A 20729-nucleotide genomic window follows, 5' to 3' on the forward strand; every position below is an offset into this window, starting at 1 on the left:
GTATGCATTTGCCCCAAATCAGAAATCCAGCGGACTTTTCGGCTCCTTTACCGTTCTGACCGGATGCTCCGCTCGTCACGCACAATGGCACACCAGCCCAGCACCCCGCAGAGAGCCATGGTAGCGGTCATCGGTACCGCCGTCCCGTTGTGGAACATCCCCACGAGCGCACCCGCGGTTGCCCCGAGGGTGTACTGGATCGTCCCCAGAAGCGCCGACGCGCTCCCTGCCGCCTTGTCGAAGGGGGCCATGGCGAGGGCGGTCACGTTGGGATAGAGGAACCCGGACGTACAGAGGCAAACGAACAGGAGTGCGACCTGGACAGGAAAACCACCGATCCCCGTGAACCCTGCAACCGCGAGAAGAAGGGCTCCCACCGCATTGACGGTGGCTGCGGTGCCCAGGATACGTTGGGCGCTGAAGCGGCGAAGAAGGCGGCGGTTGACCTGGGAGGCGCCGATCAGTCCGCAGGCGTTGGCGCCGAAGAACAGGCCGAAGTGCTGGGGGGTGACGCCGTGCAGTTCGATGAAGACGAACGGTGCGCCCGAGATGTAGGAGAAATTGACCCCGGCGACGCAGCCAAGAGCGATGGCGTAGCGGAGATAACGGTGGTTGCGGAGAAGGTGAGCATAAATGGTACCCATCTCGACAACGCCGCGCCGGCTGCGACGCTCCGCCGGCAGGGATTCGGGAAGGCACATTGCCGCCGCGGCGAGGGAAAGGAGACCGAATATTGCCAGAAAGCCGAAAATGCCGCGCCATCCGGTGATCAGCAGGAGCTGTCCTCCCACGATAGGAGCCAGTATTGGCGCCGCGCCCATGACCAGCATGAGGAGCGAAAACATCCTCGCCGCTTCGGCGGTATCGTAGAGGTCGCGTACCACAGCGCGCGAGATCACCATGCCGGCTCCCCCTCCGACCGCCATTACCACGCGCCAGAAGAGGAGACCCTCACCCGTGTGGACGAAGGCACATCCGAACGCTGCCGCGACGTAGAGCGTCAGTCCCAGGAGGAGGGGCGTTCGCCTTCCCCACCGGTCGGCCATCGGGCCGTAAATCAGCTGCCCGGCGGCCGAACCGAAGAGGAAGGCGGAGATGGAGAGCTGCACCGTACCGAGCGGCGCGGCGAGATCCCGGGCGATCTGCGGGAAGGCGGGGAGGTACATGTCGATGGACATGGAACTGAAGGCGGTCAGCGCCCCGAGGATCAGGACCAGCCGTGCCAGTTGGCGTCGGGTCATGTCTGCGGGTTGGATAGCCGGCGCAGCGGTCATTTCCATAATAAATCCTTTCTCCAAGCTCAAAACAGTTTCCTAGACGATCATGGCGTGAGTATGAAGGGGTGTTTCGATGCGTTGGTAACTTTATTCATTAGATAAAGATACCAATGGATAAAAGATAAATAAAATATATAATATTTATGTTTGTCATAATTAGATTTTATGGAGAGGGTTCGTGTGGATATCCGCCAGTTGCAATTTTTTGCCGAGATCGTCAGATACGGCAGCTTCACCAAGGCTGCGGAACGGTTGCACGTAGCCCAGCCGGCAGTGAGCATGGCGATGAAGAAGTTGGAAGAGGAACTTGACCTCGTACTCTTCAACCGTCAGGAGAGGAGAATTTCCCTGACCGCCGAAGGGGAGATCTTTCTGCGACATGCGGAGAAGATACTGGATGAGGTGAAGTCGGCGGAGACGGAAATGGAGGAACTGCGGGGGCTTGCCAAGGGCGAGGTGCGGGTGGGAATCCCTCCGATGATGAGTGCGTATTTCTTCCCGGAGATCATCCGTGACTTCTCCAACAACTACCCCGATTTGCACCTTACGGTGTCGGGTGAGGGAGCTTCAAAAATCCAGAAGATGATTATTGACGGGGAACTGGACATGGGGGTCGTAGCCGGCGCGAGCTTCCCCGAAACGCTTGAGGTGAGAAGGTTCCTGCGGGAAGAGGTGATCGTCTGCGTCCCCAGGAACCACCCCCTGGCGTCAAGGGGGAGCCTGACGCTGCACGAGTTCGCCAGGTATCCGTTGATCTTCTACCGGGAAGGGTACTATTTGAGGGAGCTTATACTTGACGTTCTGAGGGGGGCAGGCCTCAGTCCAACCATCAGATTTGAAACAAATCTCTACACTCTGGTCAAGTCGCTGGTCCAGAAGGGTATGGGTATTTCGATCTTTTTGAGGATGGTGGTTGCTGAAGATGACGATCTTACGGCAATATCCCTGGATCCACCGCTGTTCCTCGATCTTCTGATCGCCTGGAAAAAGCATGGATATCTCTCCCGGGCAAACCGCGCGTTTGCCGATTTCCTCCTTGAGAAGGGATCACGCGCAGCACTGTAGCAATCTGGACGACGTGACCGCCTCCCTGCGCCGGCGGGTCGGTGATCACGATGCCCGGGTGGTTACCTACTACCGTCCTGGCGGCTACAAGGGGAGCATCGATTCCTTCACGCTGTCTTATCAGGGTACCGCGCCAAGGCCCCGGCTCTTGACTTCACTACTGTAAAATTGATATTTTCGAAAACTTGATGATTTAGGTGAGGGGAACAAACCAGAGAATGGATAATGCTCTAACCATTGACGTGGAGGAATGGTTTCACGTTTGTGGTGTTGCAGGTTGTGGTTACGGAACTCACCCATCGCACGTCCTGCGGAATGTTGACAGGCTGCTCGAGTGTTTCGCGGCGGCGGACGTTACGGCCACCTTCTTCGTACTCGGTTCGGTAGCCGAAGCATTGCCGTCGCTGGTCCCGGCAATAGCAGCGGCCGGCCATGAGGTTGCATCGCACGGCTTCTCCCATACGATGATTACAATGCTGTCGCCGGTCGCATTCCGTGACGAACTGCGCCGAACCAATGATATTCTCTCGATTCAGTCGGGTAAACGGCCCATCGGGTTTCGTGCCCCCCAGTGGTCTCTTTCGCGTACGGTGACCCCGTGGGCATTCGAGATCCTGCATGATGAGGGATTCCGCTACGATTCCAGCTGCAACCCGCTCCCTTTTGTGGGGGATCGGTCTGGTTCCCGCGTTCCTCACGAAATCGGGATGGCTGGGAAAAGTCTCTGGGAGATTCCCCCGATGGTAACGCCGTCGATGCTGGGAAACCTCCCGACCGGCGGGGGATGGGGATTCAGATTCTTTCCGCAACGGATGATCGAGCGGTCAGTACAGCGCCTCAATGAAGAGGGGCAATCAGCTGTTTTCTATCTTCATCCCCGGGAGATTGACCCCAGTGGTCCGCGCCTTCCATTGTCGCTCTTTCGACAGTTCGTGGCCTATGGCCCACGGACTGACGCATTGCAGCGGCTGGTCCCGCTTATGAAGCGGTTTCGTTTTACTTCTCTGGGCAATCTGGTGGATCAGTGGGAATCTGCGTAGTTATACCGGCATTCAATGCCGCTTTGACAATTGAAGCAGTTGTTCGGGAGACTCTGGAACAGGGATTGCCCCTCGTGGTCGTCGATGACGGCTCCGAGGACGGCACGGCAGACTGCGTCAGGGGACTGCCGGTGAACCTGGTCAGCCACGGGAGAAATCGCGGCAAAGGGGCAGCCCTGAAGACAGGCTTCGCATGGGCGTTGGAATACGGTTTTTCCGGCGTGATCACCCTGGATTCGGATGGACAGCACGACCCTACGGCCATCACACTTCTGGCGGAAACGGCCAAGAACGACGGTTGGGATATCCTCGTGGCCTCCCGCTTCGCCCAGTTCAACCAGATGGCAGGGCTGCGGCGCCACTGGAACCGGTTCGGCGCCTGGTGCATGAAGAAGCGGACCGGCTTTCAGATCGACGACAGCCAGTCGGGCTTTCGCTATTACTCGGCCCGTCTCCTGCGGATGGTGTCTCTCGGGAAAGACGGCTACGATCTGGAGATGGAAATCCTGATGAAGGCCTGGCAGGCCGGCTGCACCATCGGCTCGCTGCCGGTACCGGCCCGGGTGGCGGACGGCCGGGCCACCAGCCATTTTCGGCCGGTGCGTGACACGTGGAACATTTGCATGACATTTCTTCGGTATATGTAGGGAACTCTAGCCATGCTGCAAAGCCTTAAAAACTATTCAACGGAAAAGATCGTTTCGCTCCTCCTGTCTCTGGCCACCAACTCGTCCAACGAGACCCTGGCCCGGATGACCCACCTGATGGAGCTGATCCCGAAAAAGGACTACTACCGGGAGCGGATCCGGTGGATCAGGCAGCTCATCCGGGAAAACCATCCGAGCATCGAGTTTCCCCGCCGGATCCTCCGCGACCTCCACCCCAACCAGCGGGACAAGTGGATCACCAACCTGGCGGTGAACCACCTCCTGATAGGGACCAACAAGCGGAAGGCCTGGGCCGACCGGGAAGGGTACTATCCCCCTTCCACGGTAGTCATCAGTCCCACCATGAAATGCAACCTCTCCTGCTACGGCTGTTATGCCGGCGATTACGGCAAGGGGCTGGAACTCTCCCTGGAGGAGGTGGACTCGGTCCTGACCCAGATGAAGGAGATGGGGGTCTACTTCGCGGTCATCTCCGGCGGTGAGCCGTTTTTCATGCCGAATATCTTTGAGATTTTCCGCAAGCATTCCGACATGGCGTTCCTGGTCTTCACCCACGGCGGGCTCATCGACGAGGCCATGGTTGAGCGGCTGATCGAGGTGGGAAACGTCATGCCCGCCTTTTCCCTTGAGGGGTATGAGCAGGAAACCGACGAGCGGCGCGGTCCCGGTCACTTCCGCAAGGTCATGGGGGCCATGGATCTCCTGCGGAACGCGGGGCTCTCCTTCTGCGGCTCCTTCACCCAGACCAGCAGGAACACCCCGGTCATCACCGACGGAAGCTTCATCGACATGCTCCTGGAGAAGGGGGTATTCGCCCTCTGGCTCTTCACCTACGTGCCGGTGGGGCGGGATCCGAACCTGGAGCTGATGGCCACGCCCGAGCAGCGGGACCTTCTTCGAAGACGGGTCGCCGAGTTCCGCGCCACCAAGCCGATGCTCTTCATCGATTTCTGGAACGACGGCCCCATCATCAGCGGCTGCATCGCCGGCGGACGGAAATACTTCCACATCAACGCCAACGGCGACATCGAGCCGTGCGTTTTCTGTCACTTTGCCGTGGACAACATCCGCCGTACCTCTCTCAAGGAAGCGCTCCGGTCGCCGCTCTTCCAGAAGATTCGCCAGCAGCAGGGGGAGCATGAGAATCTCCTCCGTCCCTGCATGCTGATCGACCACCCCGAGGTGGGGCGGGAACTCTTCAACTCCGAAGGGGTCTATCCGACCCATGAGGGCGCTGCCGAGATATTTACCGGCCTTGCCGGGCAGGTGGATGCCTATGCCACGGAGTATGCCGGGATCGCCGATCCCGCATGGGAGCGGGAATTCGTCGATACCGGCCGCGCCGAAAAGAAAGTGAAGAACCGTAAGCGGTGACCTATTACAACAGTATCAACCTGTTCCTGATCAACCTGTTCACCCGCCTCGTGCCGCGGTGGCTTTTCCCCCCCTTTGCCTTTGTCACCGCCGGGATAGTCTACTTCCTTGCGGGCACCCAGCGGCGTGGCACCCGGGAAAACCTTCGGGTGGTGACCGGCCGCCGCCATGTGGAGGGGCTGCTGATCAGCACCTTCTACAAGTATGCCCGCAATTGGGCCGACGTGATGCTGATGATGCGCCTCACGGGGGAGCGTCTCTTTTCCCTGATCGGCCGGCGCAGCGCCAGCACCCCTCTGGATGAGGCCCTGGCGGCGGGCACCGGCGCCATTCTCGTCTCGCCCCACTTCGGGAACTGGGAGCTCGGTGGGCTGGGGCTGGCCGATCTGGGGTACAAGATCAATGTCCTCACCTTCCGGGAACCGGACGAGAAGGTGAATGAACTGCGGGAGCGGGTTCGGGGGGAGCGGGGGATAGGGTTCATCTACGTGGACCGCCACGATACCTCGCCGCTGGCCATCATCGAGGCGGTCAACGCCCTGCGCCGCAACGAGATCGTGGCGCTGCTGGGGGACCGGGACGGCTCCTCACACACGATGTCCGTCGAATTTTTTGGCCGCCCCGCCAATATTCCCCTGGGGGCCGCCTATCTCTCCCTGGCCAGCGGGGCGCCGGTCATCCCGGTCTTCGTCCCCCTTGAAGGGGGGAGGTACGCCACCATCATGGAGGAGCCGATCCATTTCCGGGGCGGGCACAGGGACCACGGTATCGTGATCCGGGAGGGGGTCGAACGGCTCATTCGGCTCTTCGAAAAATACATCCGGGTCTATCCCGACCAGTGGTATAATTTTTTCCCTTACTGGGACCAATCATCACACACAAAAGGATAAGGCATGGCAGACCAACTGATTGAAGAAGTTAAACAACTCATCATAGACGCCCTCCGGATCGAGGGGATGACTCCCGCCGAGATCGATACCGATGCGCCGCTCTTTGGCGAGGGGTTGGGACTTGACTCCATTGATGCCCTCCAACTGGTGGTGGCCATGGAGAAGCAGTACGGCGTCGTTGTTCCCGATGCTGCCACCGGGACCAAGGTCTTTCAGTCGGTCCGTACCGTGGCCGACTTTGTCGCGGAAAACCGTAAATGAAGCTCCTCTTCGTCTCTCCCGGATGGCCGCGGGGGAGGCTCTGGGGGGAGCTGGGCTTCAAGTTTCCTTCCCTTTCCCTTGCCGCGCTGGCGGCCGTCACCCCTGAGCCGTGGGACGTGGCCCTTTGCGACGAGAATATCGAGCCGCTCGATCTGAATTCCGACGCCGATCTCGTGGCAATTACCGCCATGACTCCCCAGGCACCCCAGGCCTACCGGATCGCTGCCGCGTTCCGCGCCCGGGGGAAGCGGGTGGTCATGGGGGGCTTCCACGCCAGCAACCTGCCGGAAGAGGCGCTCCAGCACGTGGATGCCGTGGTGGTGGGAGAGGGTGAGGTGGTCTGGCCCCAACTCCTGGCCGACCTTGAGCGGGGCGAGCTGCAGCGCATCTACCGGGCCGCAACCGCACTCGCCATGGAAGCGATTCCCGTGGCCCGTCGTGAGCTATTCCAGGGGAAGCGGTACCTCTTCACCAATACCCTCCAGACCACCCGGGGCTGTCCCTTTGATTGTGAATTCTGCTCCGTTACCGCCTTTTACGGCCGCAGGTACCGCAAGCGGCCGGTGGATAACGTTCTGGCCGAGCTGGAACTCCTCCGCCGCCGGAACTCCTTCGCCTTTTTCGTGGATGACAATCTGGTGGCCGACCGCACCTACGCCCTCTCCCTCTTTGCCGGCATGAAGGGGATGGGGTTCAAGTGGCTTTCCCATGCCCCCATCGATTTCGCCCACGACCGGGAGTTCCTGCGGGCCGCCGGCGAGGCCGGCTGCGTCGGGATGTTCGTCGGCTTTGAGTCCCTGAACCAGGACGCCCTTGCCGCCATGGGGAAGGTGACCAACACGGCCCGTTCCTACCTGGAGGATGCCCAAGCCTTCCGCGACAACGGCATCGGCATTCTCGGCTCGTTCGTCCTCGGCTGCGACAACGACACTCCCGCCGTCTTCGAGGGGCTCCTCCGCTTCTGCGAGGAGGCGCGGCTAGAGGCGGCGATTTTCCCGATTCTTACCCCCTATCCCGGTACCGAGGTCCGACGGCGGCTTGAGGCGGAAGGGCGGATCATCTCCAGCGACTGGCAGGACTACGACATGGAGCACGTCACCTTCCTCCCACGTGGGATGCCCGTTGACGAGCTTCAGCAGGGGTATGACTGGCTTAACCGCTCCTTTTACTCCTTACCATCCATGTACCGGAGAATCTTCAAGGCACACCGCTCAGTCCAGGTATTCGCCCCCATGAACTTCGGATTTCGCAGCGCTATCCGCCGGAAGGGGAGGGTAGCGTGATCTGTTTCATGTTTCCCGGCCAACCCCTGACCTTCGAAACAACGGTTCCCGACGACCCCGATTTCCGGCAGGCAACGGCACTGACCCTGGAACGGACCGGCCTCGACCTGGCTAACTCTGCCTTGCTCGGTGAGGGACTGACGGAGCATGTACGGCTCCAGGTCTACGGCGTAGCGATGAGCCTTTACCGCTGCCGGCGGTTACGTCGTGAAGGGACGGTTCCCGCAATTATCGCCGAGCACAGCATGGGGATCTATCCGGCCATGGCCGCATGCGGAGCCCTTGACGACGGGGATGCCCTGGAATTGACGTGCCGCATCGGGGCCTGCATCGCTGCCATGGGGACACGGAGGTCCTACGCCCTCGGCTGCGTCACGGGGCTCACCGCTGCCCCGCTCATGGCCGTGGCCGAAAACAACGGCGTCTTTCTGGCAAACTACAACACATCGCGCCATTTCCTCCTCTCCGGCGAGCGGCGGAACGTGGAGGATGCCGTGGCCGAAGCGTTGAACAGCGGCGCGTTTACGGCTCGAAGCTTCCCCTGCGATGCGCCGCTTCATTCGCCCCTCATGGAGGAGGTGGCCGGCGAGCTGCGGGAGGTTGTCGGTGACTACCGTTTCCGCGAACCGGTGCTTCCGCTCATGAGCCACATTGACCAGGATTATCTCGCCGCCGCCGACCTGCCGGAATTTCTGGTGCGGGAACTCTCGCTCCCCGTTTACTGGGAGCGGACCTGCCGGGCGCTCTCCGATGCCGGTGTGAGCCGTTTCGTGGAGGTTGGCGTCGGCGATTCCCTGAAAAAGTACAACCGCTGGATTGCCAGCGAAGGGGGCAGGTGAGGGGCGTGAGACACCATGAGACTCAGATAAAGGTGCGCTTCAACGAGATTGACGCCTACCGGGTCGCCTGGCATGGACACTATGTTGCCTGGATGGAGGTGGGGCGCAGCGCGCTGGCTGAGCAGTTCGGCCTCGACGTGGAGAGCCTTGCCGCCGCCGGCTTTCTTGGGCCGGTGGTGAATCTGGAGCTCATGTATCTGCAGCCGGCCCTTCTCGGCGAAATGCTCACCGTCAGGACTTCCCTGGCGCGGGGTGAGGCGGCGACCCTGGAATTCCGCTGCACCATCATCGGCAGTGACGGCAAGGCTCGCGCCCGGGGAAAGACCGTCCATGTCCTCACCGGCCTGGACGGGGTGCTTCAGTACCAACTCCCGCAGGTCATCGGCGAGCGGGTTGAACGGATGCTCGCCTGGCAGGAGGGGCCATGAACGTCCTGCTGGTTTCCGCCAACCGGGAACATACCCCGTACCCGGTATTCCCCCTGGGGCTCGCCTGCCTGGCCGGGCCGCTCCGGGCCGCCGGCCACCGGCTGTCGGTCCTCGACCTCTGTTTCGCCGCCGATCCGGAAGAGGCCACCCGTCAAGCCCTGGCGGAGTTCAGCCCTGACGTGGTGGTGCTGTCGCTGCGCAATATCGACAACGTCACCTATCCGGGCTCCCGTTCGTACCTCTCCGGGGTCCGGGATGTGGTGGCCATCTGCCGGGAGAGGGCGGCGGTCATCGTTGGCGGCTCCGGCTTCTCCCTGATGCCGCGGGAGGTTCTTGCTTATCTGGGAGCCGATTACGGGGTGGTCGGTGAGGGAGAGGATGTCCTTCCCCGTCTCCTGGCGCGCATCACAGCAGGTGAAGGGGGTGACGGGCTTCCCGGCGTCGTTTCACGGGAGAACGCTGGTTTTCTCCCTCCCCACCCGGTGCAGGCCATCGGCACACCGTTGCGCGGGTTGTTCCAGGTGGAGCGATACCACCGGGAGGGGGGGATGGCCAACATCCAGACTAAGCGCGGATGCCCCTTCTCGTGCATCTACTGCACCTATCCCCTCCTGGAGGGGGAGCGGATGCGGCTCCGCCCGGTTGCCGACATCATCGCCGAGATCGGGGATCTGGTGGACGTCCACGGGGTCAGCTACCTCTATTTCGTCGACGACATCTTCAACTATCCACAGGAGTTCGCCCTGGAGCTCTGCCGCGCCATGTCGGCTGCCCGGCTGCCGGTGGCCTGGTCGGCCTTCATCAATCCCGATTTCCTCCCGCCGCAGCTTCTGGACGCCATGCTGGCTGCCGGGTGCGACGCCCTCGAATTCGGCACCGATTCCGGCTCTCCGGCCATGCTCGGGAACCTGCGCAAGTCCTTCGGCATCGAGAAGGTTCGGGAGGCGTCCCAACTCTGCCGGGAGGCCGGCGTCGATTTCGCCCACTACATCCTGTTCGGCGGGCCTGGGGAGACGCCGGCAACCATTGCCGAGAGTTTCGCCCTCATGGACGAAGTGGCCCCGACAGCGGTGATAGCCATGACCGGCATCAGGATTTTTCCGGGGACGGAGATTTGCCGGCAGGCGCTGGCTGATGGTCTCATCACGCCGGGAACAGATCTCTTGGCGCCCACGTTCTATATCGCCCCGGCCATTGCCGGCACCCTCTGCGAACTGGTGCGGGAGGAGGCGCTCAAACGGACCAACTGGGTCGTCCCGGGGTTGGAAATCACCGCCAACGATGCGATGCTGGAGGCGCTCCGGCACTTTGCCGGTTCCGGTCCCCTCTGGAAAATGCTCAAGCTTCTTGGCCGCCGCAGGGGATCTGTCCCTTCCCCTTGGAGCCACTCGCCCTCCTGATGCTGTACCCCTTCATTCTGGACTTTTCAGCCTGTGACCAGTAAAATACATCCTTTAACAATGTCTTTATGCATGGAGCCAGCATGGAATTCGCAGGTAATACCGTTGTCGTGACCGGCGGTACCCGGGGTATCGGTCGGGCCATTGCCCTCCGTTTCGCCCGGGAAGGGGCCAAGGTGTTCGCGGCCTATCTCCGGAACGAGAACGCGGCCCGGGAAGTCGCGGCTGAAGCGGCCGGCCTCTCCGGCGAGATAGTGACCCTGCAGGCCGACGTCAGTACCCAGGAAGGTGCCCAGGGGCTCATCGAAACGGCTGCCGCCTCGGGAACGATCGACATACTGATCAATAATGCCGGCATTATCCGCGACGGTTACCTGGCGATGATGGCGGACGACGACTGGGACGCCGTCATTCGCGGCAACCTCTACCCCCTTTTCCATTGCTGCAAGTGGGGGATACGGAAGATGATGGCCAACCGCCGCGGCGCCATCGTGAACGTCTCCTCCATCTCGGGTATTGCCGGCACCGCTGGCCAGACCAACTACGCCGCCAGCAAGGGAGGGATCATCAGCTTCACCAAGGCCCTCGCCCGGGAGACCGGTCCCATGGGAATACGGGTGAATGCCGTCGTCCCCGGCTTGATCGAGACGGAAATGATTGCCGGAATGAAACGTGACATGGTCGACAGGATCGTCGCCGGTGCGGCCCTTGGGCGCCTCGGCACTGCCGCCGAGGTTGCCGATGCGGTGGCATTTCTGGCATCGGATCGGGCCACCTATATCACTGGCCAGAGCCTGGTGGTTGACGGAGGGATCCTGTGAGCGCCGGCGTTGTCGCCATAACCGGACTCGGCATCTTCTGTGGCGCAGGGAAGGATATCCCTTCCTTCACCGATGCCCTTATGAACGGGAAGAGCGGGGTCGCCCCCCTGGACCTCTTCGACGTATCGGATTTCCCCTCCAAAATCGGCGTTCAGGTGAAGGGGTACGATCCCCTCGATTACTTCGACCGGAACGCCGCCTCCCGGCTCTCCCGGGCGGATCAGTTCGGTGTGATCGCCGCCGGTGAGGCCCTCCGGTCCAGCGGCATCGGCGAGCACTGCTCCCCCTATGACATGGGGGTCGTGGTGGGAGGAGGTGCAGCCGGGATGTTCCAGTCGGAGCAGTGGCTCAGGGAGCGCGTTGCCGGACTCAAGGGGCATCCGGGCCTGCTCCGTGGGCTCCTCCCCGACAGGACCTCCACCGTTATTGCCGAAACCTTCAGGATTGCCGGCTACCAGGGGACCATAACCACCGCCTGCTCCTCGTCGGCCACCGCCATCGGCTGGGGGGCCGACCTGGTATCCTCCGGTCGCCTCAAGGCCGTGGTCTGCGGGGGGACGGACACTCTCTCCCTCCTCACCTTTGCGGGCTTCAACTCCCTGCGGGTCGTGGATCCCGAGCCCTGCTCCCCCTTCAGCCTGGGTCGCCAGGGGATTTCCCTCGGTGAAGGCGCGGCCTTCATGGTACTGGAGGATGCGGATGCCGCCCGGCAGCGCGGCGCAACGGTCTATGGCCACGTGCGAGGGTACGCGGCAGCCGGGGAAGCCTACCATATGACCGCTCCGGAGCCGTCGGGAACGGCGGCGGCCCGGGTGATGACCGAGGCCATGCGGGTCGCAGGGATCGATGCCGGCGCGGTGGGGTGGGTCAATGCCCACGGCACCGGAACGCCGTTGAACGATGCGGTCGAATCGAAGGCGATGAAGCTCGTCTTCGGCGAGGGGGTCGCCAACGTCCCGCTCGTCTCCACCAAAGCGCTTACCGGTCACTGCCTGGGTGCCGCCGGGGCAGTCGAAGGGGTGGCGACTGTCATCGCCCTGAACGAGGGGATCATCCCTCAGACGTTGCACTTCCGGGGACGCGACCCCGAATGCGACCTGGATTACTGCCACGACGGCCCACGCGCCAGCGGGGCAACCGTCGCGCTCTCCAACTCGTTTGCCTTTGGCGGCAACATCACCACCTTGGTGTTATCCCGATGAAACCTGTGACCCATGACATAGTCGTCACCGGCCTCGCTGCCATCTCTGCGGCCGGGGTTGGCCTCGAAGCCCTTGCCGCTGCGGTCAGCGACGGACAGAGCCGACTCCGTCCCGTTCCGGAAGACCTTGCCGGTGAAGGGCACCTGTGGGGGCCCGCGGACGGGTTTCGCGCCGCCGACTTCATGCCCCCCCTCAAGGCTCGGAAGTTTGACCGCTGCAGCCTGATGGCCGTGGCTGCTGCCGGCATGGCGCTGCGGGACGCCGGCCTCGACCTGAAGGGAGTTGACCCGACGCGAGTCGGCATCGTTTTGGGGTGCGGGTTCGGCGGCATCGCCAACTCGGTCGAGTTCCTCAGCGGCTACTTCACCGGCGGGGTAGATGGCCTTTCACCGATGCTCTTTCCCAACACGGTGGCGAATGCCGCTGCCAGTAATGCCTCCATCGAGCATGGCATCCAGGGGCCCAATGTCACTTTTGTCCAGCGTTTCTGTTCGGCGGAGACAGCCCTGACGATGGGGTGCCGTTTCCTGGAAGAGGGGCGGGCGGACGTGATCATTGCCGGTGGTGTCGACGAGTTGAATGCCATGATGATCAGGGGATTCGACGCGATGAAGCAGCTTGGGAGCTACGCAGGGGGATTCGGCGAAGGGTGTGGCCTGCTGGTTCTCGAACGTCGGGACCATGCCGAGCGACGCAGGGCGCCGGTACGGGGGAAGATCGCCGGTATCCGGTCGGTGGGGCTCATCCTTCCCGGTGCCGAGGACGAGGGGGTTGCCCGACTTCTTCCCGAGAACCTCTCCGAGTACCGCCTTTCCGTCTCCGGCACCGCTGACCTTTCACCTCGGTTGATGGAACGGTTACCCGGTACGCCTCAGCTCCAACTGCATAGCCTGACAGGCCGGTCGCTAGCTATGGGTGGGCTTGCCCTTGCGGCCCTGCTCCTTACGCTCCGGGAGGGGGAACAGGGCCTGCATCTGGCTGCTTCGCCGGAAGGCCCTTTCGTTGCCATCGAGATCAGCGGAGGCGCTCCTGTTTAATCCCAACCCCGAAGCATATCTCCCCCACCGCCGTCCTTTTCTCCTTCTCGACCGCATCGTGGCGCTCCAACGGGGCGAGACGGCCACGGCCGTCATCTCCGTGACCGGCGGCACGAGGCACTTCCCGGACGTGCTCCTCATCGAGGCGTTGGCCCAGTTGGGGGGAATCGCCGCCGGACATGAGGAGGGGGAGGGGGGATTCCTGGCGGCTATCGATCGGGCCACGTTCATCGGTTCCGCCTCAGCCGGCGATCTGCTGGAGGTGACGGTCAGGGTGGTCAAGTCCTTCGGTCGCCTCCACCTGCTGGAAGGGGAGGTTTCCGCTGAGGGGCGGGTGCTGGCCACGGCCGGCTTTACCCTCGGCATGGGGAGGATTTAGATGCGAAAAGTGATATCCACGGTAATGACGCTGACTCTGCTCCTCGTTCTGGCATGGGGGGGGAGTGCCGCGGCCCGGCAGATCGCCCCGGTGGAAGGGCTTGAGACGCTTCGCCGGAGTTTTGCCGGCATCAGTGACTTCTCCGCCGACATCGTGCAGGAGAAGCAGATTTCCCTCCTTAAACGCAAAATGGTCAGCACCGGTACGGTCCGTTTCCGGAAACCGTCCCTCTTCTTCATGGAGCTCAACCCGCCCCGGGCAAGCAGGCTCCTCCTGAACGACACACAGATCACCCTTTATTTCCCCCGGGAGAAGAGCACCAGCCAGATGGCGCTTCCTCCCGAACAGAGCCTGCAGCATTGGTTCACGTTCCTGGCGCGGCCGGTGACCAGCCTGCCGGATGGAGTCGATGTCAGGGCCGATCAGCAGGGTGACACCCTTACCATCACCGTGATCCCCCGTAGCGGCGGGCAGGTGCGTGAGTTTGCCGTGACGCTGCTGACTGACGGAACCATCAGGAAGCTGGTCATCAGCGAAAAGAACGGCGACCAGACCCGCATCACCTTCAGCCGGGTGCGCAAAAACTCCGGGCTGTCGGATAAAGATTTTCGTATAAATTAACCCCCCCTTCCTTCCAGGAGTCTCCCCACCCATGCTGAACAGAGTAACCGGCGCGACCCAGTCCGTCATCAAACGTCACCTGGCCTGGATTTTCAGGGTAACCAGCACGCGGCCCGTGATGGTTTTTGCCGCGTTCGCATTTTTTGTCGTCCTTTCAGTCGTCTCGATTCTTACCACCCGTTTCGAGGCCGATGTCTTCAAACTCTTTCCGGCGCGCCAGGGGGCACTCCGCCTCTTCCTCGATTCCCTCCAGTGGACCGGCAGTGCCAACGAGGCCTATTTCCTGCTCGAAGGGGAGAAGGAGCGCCTCATTCCGGAGGCCGAGGCGTTCGCCGGCCGGCTGAAGGAGCTTCGGATCGACGGAACGCCGGCCTTCCGCCGGGTCACCTACCGCATCTACGACCAGTCGGAAGCCAAGGCGTTTGCGGACTTCATCGGGTATGCCGTGCAGGACCCCGGTTCTTTCATCGACCCCGCGGATGTGCCGGCTTACCTGGGGCGCCTGGCGCCGAAGGCCATGGACGAGGCCCTCCTCCGGACGGGAACGGAGCTGGCCAGCCAGGCCGGAGCCGGTCTGCGGGACCTGGTCGTGGCCGACCCCCTGGCCCTGCGGGATCTCGTAACTCCTCGGCTGAAACGGGGAAGCCAGGCTCTCGATCTGGACCCGAATTCCCCCTATTTCCTCTCCCGGGACGGCAGGGTGCTGATCATCATTGCCGAGCCTGCCCGTCCGGTGCAGGACATGGTCTTTGCCCGGAAGCTGGCCAAGGGGATCAACCAGGCCAGGGAAGGGGCGCGGGTCCGGATATCCTGCGCCGGGGCCCACCTGTCGGCGGTCATCGACGAGGCGGCCATGAAGGGGGACATCCTCTCCTGCATCCTCTCGTCCCTGGCGGTGGTCCTGCTGCTCTTCTTCGCCACCTATCGGCGGGTCCTGCCGACGCTCCTTCTGCCAGTCATCATCGGGGGGGGCGTGGTGTTGGCCTTGGGGTTGGCCGGCGCCTTCCTTCCGTCGATCCATATCATCTCCTTCGCGTTCATGGCGCTCATTATCGGCCTCGGCACCGACTATTCGGTCCATCTCTATGACCGTTACCACATGGAACGGTGCGCGGGACAGGCACCGGATGAGGCTCTGCAGCTTGCCGTCACCGACACGGGACACGGCATCTTCACCGCCGCCACAACTACTGCCATGCCGTTTCTCACCCTGGCCATCACCGATGTGCGGGCACTCTCTGAGTTGGGCATCCTGGTGGGACTCGGGGTGCTCTTTTCCCTCTATACGACCTTGTTCCTCCTGCCGCCTCTGCTTCTCTTCATGGAGCGCCTGTCGCCCCGTTTCGTCTACCGGCCGCTTCCCGGCTTCGGCCTGGCCGCACTCTGGCGGGGTAGCCGTCGCCGGGTCCGGCTGGTGAAGGTGGTGTCGCTTCTCGCCGTGGTGGCTTTCTGCATCATGGCCTGCTTCACCACCTTCGAGGGGGAGCTGAAGAACCTCCAGCCGCGTCATTCCGAGGCGTTCCTCACCCAGGAGAAGATCGAGCGGCACCTGAGCCTGAGTCCGAAACAGATGCTGGTGGCGGTGGAGGGGAAGAATCTCGGCGATGTGCTGGCACGGGGGGCGCGGGTTGATCTCCTTGTGGAGCGTTACCGTCAACGGGGAGAGCTAGCGGCTTTCTCCAGCCTGGGTCAGCTGGTTAACGACGACACGGCGCGGGCTGAGGTTTTACGTCAGATCGACCAGGGCCTTGCGGGGAGGGACCCGGGTAGGGCGCTCAAGGATGCACTGGAACGGCACGGGTTTGCGGTGGAACCGTTTGAAGGGACCATCGCCGGCCTTGCCTCCCTTCGAGGAAATGGCTCCTCATCGTCAACAGAAGCCATTACCCGTCTTGCCGCATCGCCGCTCAAGGGGGCCGTGGACCGGCACCTGGTCAGAGATGCGGCCGGTTACCACCTGCTGGTCCACCTTTTCTACAAAGGGGCTGAATTTCCCCAGGATGCCTTCCTGAAAGAACTGTCGGCCATCGACCCGTCGGCTCGTGCCACCAGCGTCGATCTGGTGAGTCGTCAGCTGGCTGCCGACGTGAAGCAGAGTTTTCTCTGGGGATTTGTCATTGGCGGGGCACTGGTCATCTTTCTCCTCCTCTCCCATTTCTCATCGGCGCTGGGATTATTTGCCTCTCTCTACCCGGTTTTCGCAGGCATTGCCGCCATGCTCGGCATCATGGCCGTCACCGGCATGGGAATCAATTTCATGAACGCCATGGTACTGGTGACGATCCTAGGCATGGGGAACGACTACGGAATGCACATAGCGCACCGCGTGGAAGGGAAGGACGAGCCGGAGCGGGAGTTCGTGCAGGCCGGCCGGGCGGTGCTCCTGTCGGCCCTCACCACCATCGCCGGCTTCGGCTCCCTGGCCTTTGCCGATTACGGAGCCCTCGCCTCCATCGGCTGGGCCACCAACTACGGTATCGGGGCGACCATGATCTTTGCTCTCGCGTCTCTCCCCGTTTTCTTGGGAACGGGAAGGCGGCGGTCTCAGGCCCCCGGCACGGAGATGCGTCCATGAAGTCTCGTCCCCGCCTCCTCTTGGTCTATCCCGCCACCCACAAGCTCGGGTGGGTGCGGCGGTTCCAGCTTCCCTCCCTCTCCCTGAAGCAGGTGGCCGCGGTGACGCCGCCTGAGTGGGACGTGGTCATGGCCGACGAGGTCCATGAGGATGTCCCTTTCGGCGAAAAGTTCGACCTGGTGGGGATTACGGCCATGACCCACCAGGCGGTCCGGGCCTACGAGATCGCTGACCGGTTTCGGTCTGAAAGGGTGCCGGTGGTGCTGGGGGGAATCCATCCCACCGTGCTTCCGGAGGAGGCCCAGGCCCATGCCGATGCGGTTCTCGTGGGGGAAGCCGAACCGGTCTGGGCGCAGCTTCTGGACGATTTTCTGGCGGGACGCCTGGCCCCCCTCTACCGGGCACCGATCCCCACCGACGATCGCCTCGTGATCCCATGGTCCCGGCGCGACATCCTGGCCGGCCGGCAGTACCTGACCACCCAGACGGTACAGGCGAGCCGGGGATGTCCCTATGACTGCCCTTTCTGCACCGTCACTCCCTACTTCGGCCGCACCTTTCGCTACCGGAACCCCGACGACGTCCTGGCCGAACTCCGCTCCTTCGAGGGGAAGCTGATGGTGTTCGTGGACGACAACATTCTGGGGGATCCGGTCCGGGCCAGGCCGATTCTCGAAGGGATGGCGGGGATGAATCTCCGTTGGGGAGGGCAGGCGAACCTCCGCTTTGCCGAAGATCCGGAGCTGGTCCGGCTGGTGGCCCGTTCCGGCTGTATAGGGATCTTCGTCGGCATCGAGTCGGTGACCGGTCCCCATGCGAATCACGCCAAGACCGGAAACGGCTCGTCACTTATCGACCTGGTCAAGCGGGTCCGGGATGCCGGTATTGTGCTGGAGGCATCCATGATCTTCGGGTTTGACGACCACGACGAGGGGATCTTCGAGAGGACGGTCCGTTTCCTGGAGGAGTGCGGCCCCAGCATCCCCACCTTCAACGTCCTGACCCCCTATCCCGGGACCTCCCTCTTCCGGCAGTTCGACCGGGAGGGGCGGTTGCTCCACAAGGACTGGAGCCGCTACGACCATGGCCAGGTGGTCTTCCGGCCCAAGCAGATGACCCCGGAGCGGCTCTACCGCGGCTGGCAGGAGGCCCGGTGGGAGGCCTACCGCCTCCCCGCCATCGCCTCGCGGGTGATGAAAGGGAAGGGGAAGCTGGTCAACCTGGCCTACAATTTCCTCCGACGCGGAGGGATCGAACGGCCGGACCGAATCGTCCATATACCCGAGGTTGCTGAACCATGAATATCCTGCTTCTCCGCCCCCATCCGGGGAGTGATGCCTTTGGCCTCGGGCCCTTCTTCCGGGTCGAGCCGCTGGGGCTCGAATACCTGGGCGCCGCCCTGCTGAGTAGGGGGCATGCCGTCACCATCGCCGACCTCCGTTTCCGCCCCGGCGCCGCCACCTGGGTCCGCCGCAGCCGGCCGCGGCTGGTGGGGATCACCTGTCTCCACGCCCTGGAATACGACCGGATCCTTGCCACGGCCCGTGAGGTGCGGCGGGTTTCGCCGGACGCCTTCATCCTCGTCGGCGGCCATGCCGCGGCAGCGTTCCCCGATCCGCTCAAAGACGATGCCATCGATGCCATCTGCCTGGACGACGGCGAGGAGATCATCACCGCCCTCGCGGAGACCTTGGAAACGGGAAGGCCCATGACCGACATCCCGGCCCTGCTGTTCAGGACAGAGGACGGCTGGGTGGAAACTCCCCCTCTATCCGAGCAGACCTGCCTCGACCTGGTCCCGCTCCCGGCGCGGCACCTTGTCGACCGGCACCGCAACAACTACCACTGCCTCCTCTTTAAGCCGGTCTGGCTCATCGAGACCGCCCGGGGGTGCCCCCACCGCTGCTCCTTCTGCTCCGTCTGGCAGCTCTATGGCCGGTCGGTGCGCGAGCGGGGCATCGCCACGGTGGTGGAGGATTTTGCCACCGCCGGCGATGCCATCTTCGTGGCCGATGACCTCTTCTGGTACAACCGGGAGCGGAGCATTGAACTGGCCGAGGCCTTGAAGAAGCGGGGCGTTTACAAGAGGTGGATCCTTGTCCAGACCCGCACCGATCTCATCTGCCGGAGCGCCGACATCATGGCGGCCTGGCGCCCCTTGGCCAAGGACTTCGACATCTTTCTGGGCCTTGAGGCAGCCAGCGACAAGGGGCTCTCCGGTCTCGACAAGGACGCGGGGCTTGCGGAGAGCATCGAAGGGGTCAGGATCGCCCGGGAACTCAAGTACGGCATCAACGGCAACTTCCTCGTGGGCCACGACTGGGGCGAGGAGGAATTCCGCGAACTCTGGGACTTCGTGGCCCAGTACGACCTGCAGCGGGCCGGCTTCACCATCCACACCCCTCTGCCGGGGACCGACCACTACCGCGAGATGAAACCGCGGATCCCCGACCAGCCATGGTCCAACTTCGACATGCACCATCTCCTCTGGGAGCCGCGCATCGGGGCGAAGCGGTTCTTCGAGCTTTACGCCGAAACCTGGCGCCGCTCGATCCTCAATACCTCCGGCGAGAAGAGTATCGTCGACTGGATGCGTCAGGTCCGACCGAGCCAGATTCCGTACATTGCCCGGGTGCTCTGGCGCACCCAGCGGATGATGAAGCCGTCAGCCTATTTGAGGGAATATGAGGCGACGCGGGGGAAAGGGTAATCGTAGAGGAGTGAGACGAACACTGTAGGGTTCGAATAGATTTGTTGAAATGAGATTCGGATATTGACTGTATTAAGCAGAAGGATGGAACTTTGCCGACTGTTGTCGCCTCTTTCGGGGATTTCGCAAGTTGACCTCAGTTTAATTGCGTGATACTAATTCGTCACTATTCTGATGTGAACAGTCACTGACAAAGCGCTTATTGCGCTAATATTCCAATTGGAGGGATTATTATGAGGAAATTGGTTGTCATGTTATTGCTTGCTGTAGCAGTATTCGCTTTAAGTGCCTGTTCTAGCGTCCCTGCGAAAAAAGACACTCCCCTCGCAACATTCAACACTCTTGTGGTTCGCCCAATTAATTGGTCTGAGACGGTTACAGACAAGATTGATGGCGATGAGGCCAAAGAGTATGCGGAAGCTCAACCAAAGCTATCCGGACTCTTTAAGGCAGAATTCGAGAAATACATTGGCAAAATTGGATACTTTGACCAAATTCTTTTTACTACTGAAACCGCTCCCAAGGGAGCATTGGTTCTAGAACCGAAGATTGTGACACTCGATCCAGGTATCCGTTGGGTGATGGCTGGCACGGCTACATATCAAGGCATCCTGACAGATGCAGACGGCAAAGTAGTGGCTAAGTATTCTGCAAAACGTATTGTCAGCCGCCCTGTATACTCATCAATGATTGGTGCGATTGAAACTCTGACTACCGAATTGGGCGAGGATGCAGCAACTGGAATTCCAGAAGCTAAATAATAATTAGCAAATCGACAGGGGAAAGCATTTTACAGTTAGAGTCTGTCTCGTCTGTCAATATATTTATTCTACTTACTGTACAGAGTGTTACAACAAAG

At 61.9% G+C, this 20729-nt stretch carries 21 protein-coding genes; 20 read left to right on the plus strand and 1 reads right to left on the minus strand.

The genetic code is table 11. The annotated features are described in order from the left end of the window. Positions 1-47: 47 nt before the first annotated feature. Positions 48-1280 (minus strand): multidrug effflux MFS transporter, encoded by a 1233-nt coding sequence (locus KJB29_RS03415; protein ID WP_215733396.1) that lies wholly within the window; start codon positions 1278-1280, stop codon positions 48-50. Between the two features lie 177 nt (positions 1281-1457). Between KJB29_RS03415 and KJB29_RS03420 the strand changes: the two genes are divergently transcribed. The 20 genes from KJB29_RS03420 to KJB29_RS03515 all read left to right on the plus strand — a co-directional run bounded on the left by KJB29_RS03420 (position 1458) and on the right by KJB29_RS03515 (position 20631). Beyond that, positions 1458-2342, plus strand: coding sequence for a LysR family transcriptional regulator (locus KJB29_RS03420; protein WP_215733707.1), 885 nt, complete (start codon positions 1458-1460; stop codon positions 2340-2342). Next, positions 2314-2508 (plus strand): hypothetical protein, encoded by a 195-nt coding sequence (locus tag KJB29_RS19220; protein ID WP_246560309.1) that lies wholly within the window; start codon positions 2314-2316, stop codon positions 2506-2508. The genes KJB29_RS03420 and KJB29_RS19220 overlap by 29 nt, the downstream gene beginning before the upstream one ends. Positions 2509-2560: 52 nt before the next feature. Further along, complete coding sequence (locus KJB29_RS03430; RefSeq protein WP_215733397.1) at positions 2561-3382, plus strand: polysaccharide deacetylase family protein; 822 nt, start codon at positions 2561-2563, stop codon at positions 3380-3382. Then, positions 3367-4029, plus strand: coding sequence for a glycosyltransferase family 2 protein (locus tag KJB29_RS03435; protein WP_215733398.1), 663 nt, complete (start codon positions 3367-3369; stop codon positions 4027-4029). Before KJB29_RS03430 ends, KJB29_RS03435 begins: the two co-directional genes overlap by 16 nt. A gap of 12 nt (positions 4030-4041) precedes the next feature. Next, on the plus strand, positions 4042-5424 hold the full coding sequence (locus KJB29_RS03440; protein WP_215733399.1) for a radical SAM/SPASM domain-containing protein: 1383 nt from the start codon (positions 4042-4044) through the stop codon (positions 5422-5424). Beyond that, the gene (locus KJB29_RS03445) at positions 5421-6314 is read left to right on the plus strand and encodes an LpxL/LpxP family acyltransferase (RefSeq protein ID WP_215733400.1); all 894 of its coding nucleotides are present in this window, start codon (positions 5421-5423) and stop codon (positions 6312-6314) included. Before KJB29_RS03440 ends, KJB29_RS03445 begins: the two co-directional genes overlap by 4 nt. Positions 6315-6317: 3 nt before the next feature. Continuing rightward, the gene (locus KJB29_RS03450) at positions 6318-6575 is read left to right on the plus strand and encodes a phosphopantetheine-binding protein (protein WP_004514165.1); all 258 of its coding nucleotides are present in this window, start codon (positions 6318-6320) and stop codon (positions 6573-6575) included. Further along, positions 6572-7858: a B12-binding domain-containing radical SAM protein gene (locus tag KJB29_RS03455; protein WP_215733401.1), complete on the plus strand. Its 1287-nt coding sequence runs from the start codon at positions 6572-6574 to the stop codon at positions 7856-7858. Before KJB29_RS03450 ends, KJB29_RS03455 begins: the two co-directional genes overlap by 4 nt. Next, positions 7855-8697, plus strand: a complete 843-nt coding sequence (locus KJB29_RS03460; protein ID WP_215733402.1) for an ACP S-malonyltransferase — start codon at positions 7855-7857, stop codon at positions 8695-8697. The genes KJB29_RS03455 and KJB29_RS03460 overlap by 4 nt, the downstream gene beginning before the upstream one ends. A 5-nt stretch (positions 8698-8702) precedes the next feature. Then, on the plus strand, positions 8703-9125 hold the full coding sequence (locus KJB29_RS03465) for an acyl-CoA thioesterase (protein ID WP_215733403.1): 423 nt from the start codon (positions 8703-8705) through the stop codon (positions 9123-9125). Further along, entirely contained in the window at positions 9122-10525 is a 1404-nt protein-coding gene (locus tag KJB29_RS03470; protein ID WP_215733404.1) for a lipid biosynthesis B12-binding/radical SAM protein, read from the plus strand. Before KJB29_RS03465 ends, KJB29_RS03470 begins: the two co-directional genes overlap by 4 nt. Before the next feature lie 83 nt (positions 10526-10608). Next, positions 10609-11346, plus strand: a complete 738-nt coding sequence (gene fabG / locus KJB29_RS03475) for a 3-oxoacyl-ACP reductase FabG (RefSeq protein WP_215733405.1) — start codon at positions 10609-10611, stop codon at positions 11344-11346. Beyond that, positions 11343-12548 (plus strand): beta-ketoacyl-[acyl-carrier-protein] synthase family protein, encoded by a 1206-nt coding sequence (locus KJB29_RS19660; RefSeq protein WP_215733406.1) that lies wholly within the window; start codon positions 11343-11345, stop codon positions 12546-12548. Before fabG ends, KJB29_RS19660 begins: the two co-directional genes overlap by 4 nt. Next, positions 12545-13585, plus strand: a complete 1041-nt coding sequence (locus tag KJB29_RS03485) for a beta-ketoacyl synthase N-terminal-like domain-containing protein (RefSeq protein ID WP_215733407.1) — start codon at positions 12545-12547, stop codon at positions 13583-13585. Before KJB29_RS19660 ends, KJB29_RS03485 begins: the two co-directional genes overlap by 4 nt. Next, positions 13551-13964 (plus strand): 3-hydroxyacyl-ACP dehydratase FabZ family protein, encoded by a 414-nt coding sequence (locus tag KJB29_RS03490; RefSeq protein ID WP_246560327.1) that lies wholly within the window; start codon positions 13551-13553, stop codon positions 13962-13964. The genes KJB29_RS03485 and KJB29_RS03490 overlap by 35 nt, the downstream gene beginning before the upstream one ends. After that, positions 13965-14585, plus strand: coding sequence for a LolA family protein (locus KJB29_RS03495; RefSeq protein WP_215733408.1), 621 nt, complete (start codon positions 13965-13967; stop codon positions 14583-14585). Positions 14586-14616: 31 nt separating this feature from the next. Beyond that, positions 14617-17160 (plus strand): MMPL family transporter, encoded by a 2544-nt coding sequence (locus KJB29_RS03500; protein WP_215733409.1) that lies wholly within the window; start codon positions 14617-14619, stop codon positions 17158-17160. Beyond that, complete coding sequence (locus KJB29_RS03505; protein WP_215733410.1) at positions 17157-18461, plus strand: B12-binding domain-containing radical SAM protein; 1305 nt, start codon at positions 17157-17159, stop codon at positions 18459-18461. Before KJB29_RS03500 ends, KJB29_RS03505 begins: the two co-directional genes overlap by 4 nt. Next, positions 18458-19870 carry a B12-binding domain-containing radical SAM protein gene (locus KJB29_RS03510; protein ID WP_215733411.1) on the plus strand — a complete coding sequence of 471 codons (1413 nt, stop codon included), beginning with the start codon at positions 18458-18460 and terminating at the stop codon, positions 19868-19870. Before KJB29_RS03505 ends, KJB29_RS03510 begins: the two co-directional genes overlap by 4 nt. Positions 19871-20103: 233 nt before the next feature. Then, complete coding sequence (locus KJB29_RS03515; RefSeq protein ID WP_215733412.1) at positions 20104-20631, plus strand: hypothetical protein; 528 nt, start codon at positions 20104-20106, stop codon at positions 20629-20631. Positions 20632-20729 lie beyond the last annotated feature (98 nt).

The sequence above is a fragment of the Geobacter grbiciae genome, from assembly GCF_018531165.1.
In the GTDB taxonomy this organism is placed as follows: Bacteria; Desulfobacterota; Desulfuromonadia; order Geobacterales; family Geobacteraceae; genus Geobacter; species Geobacter metallireducens.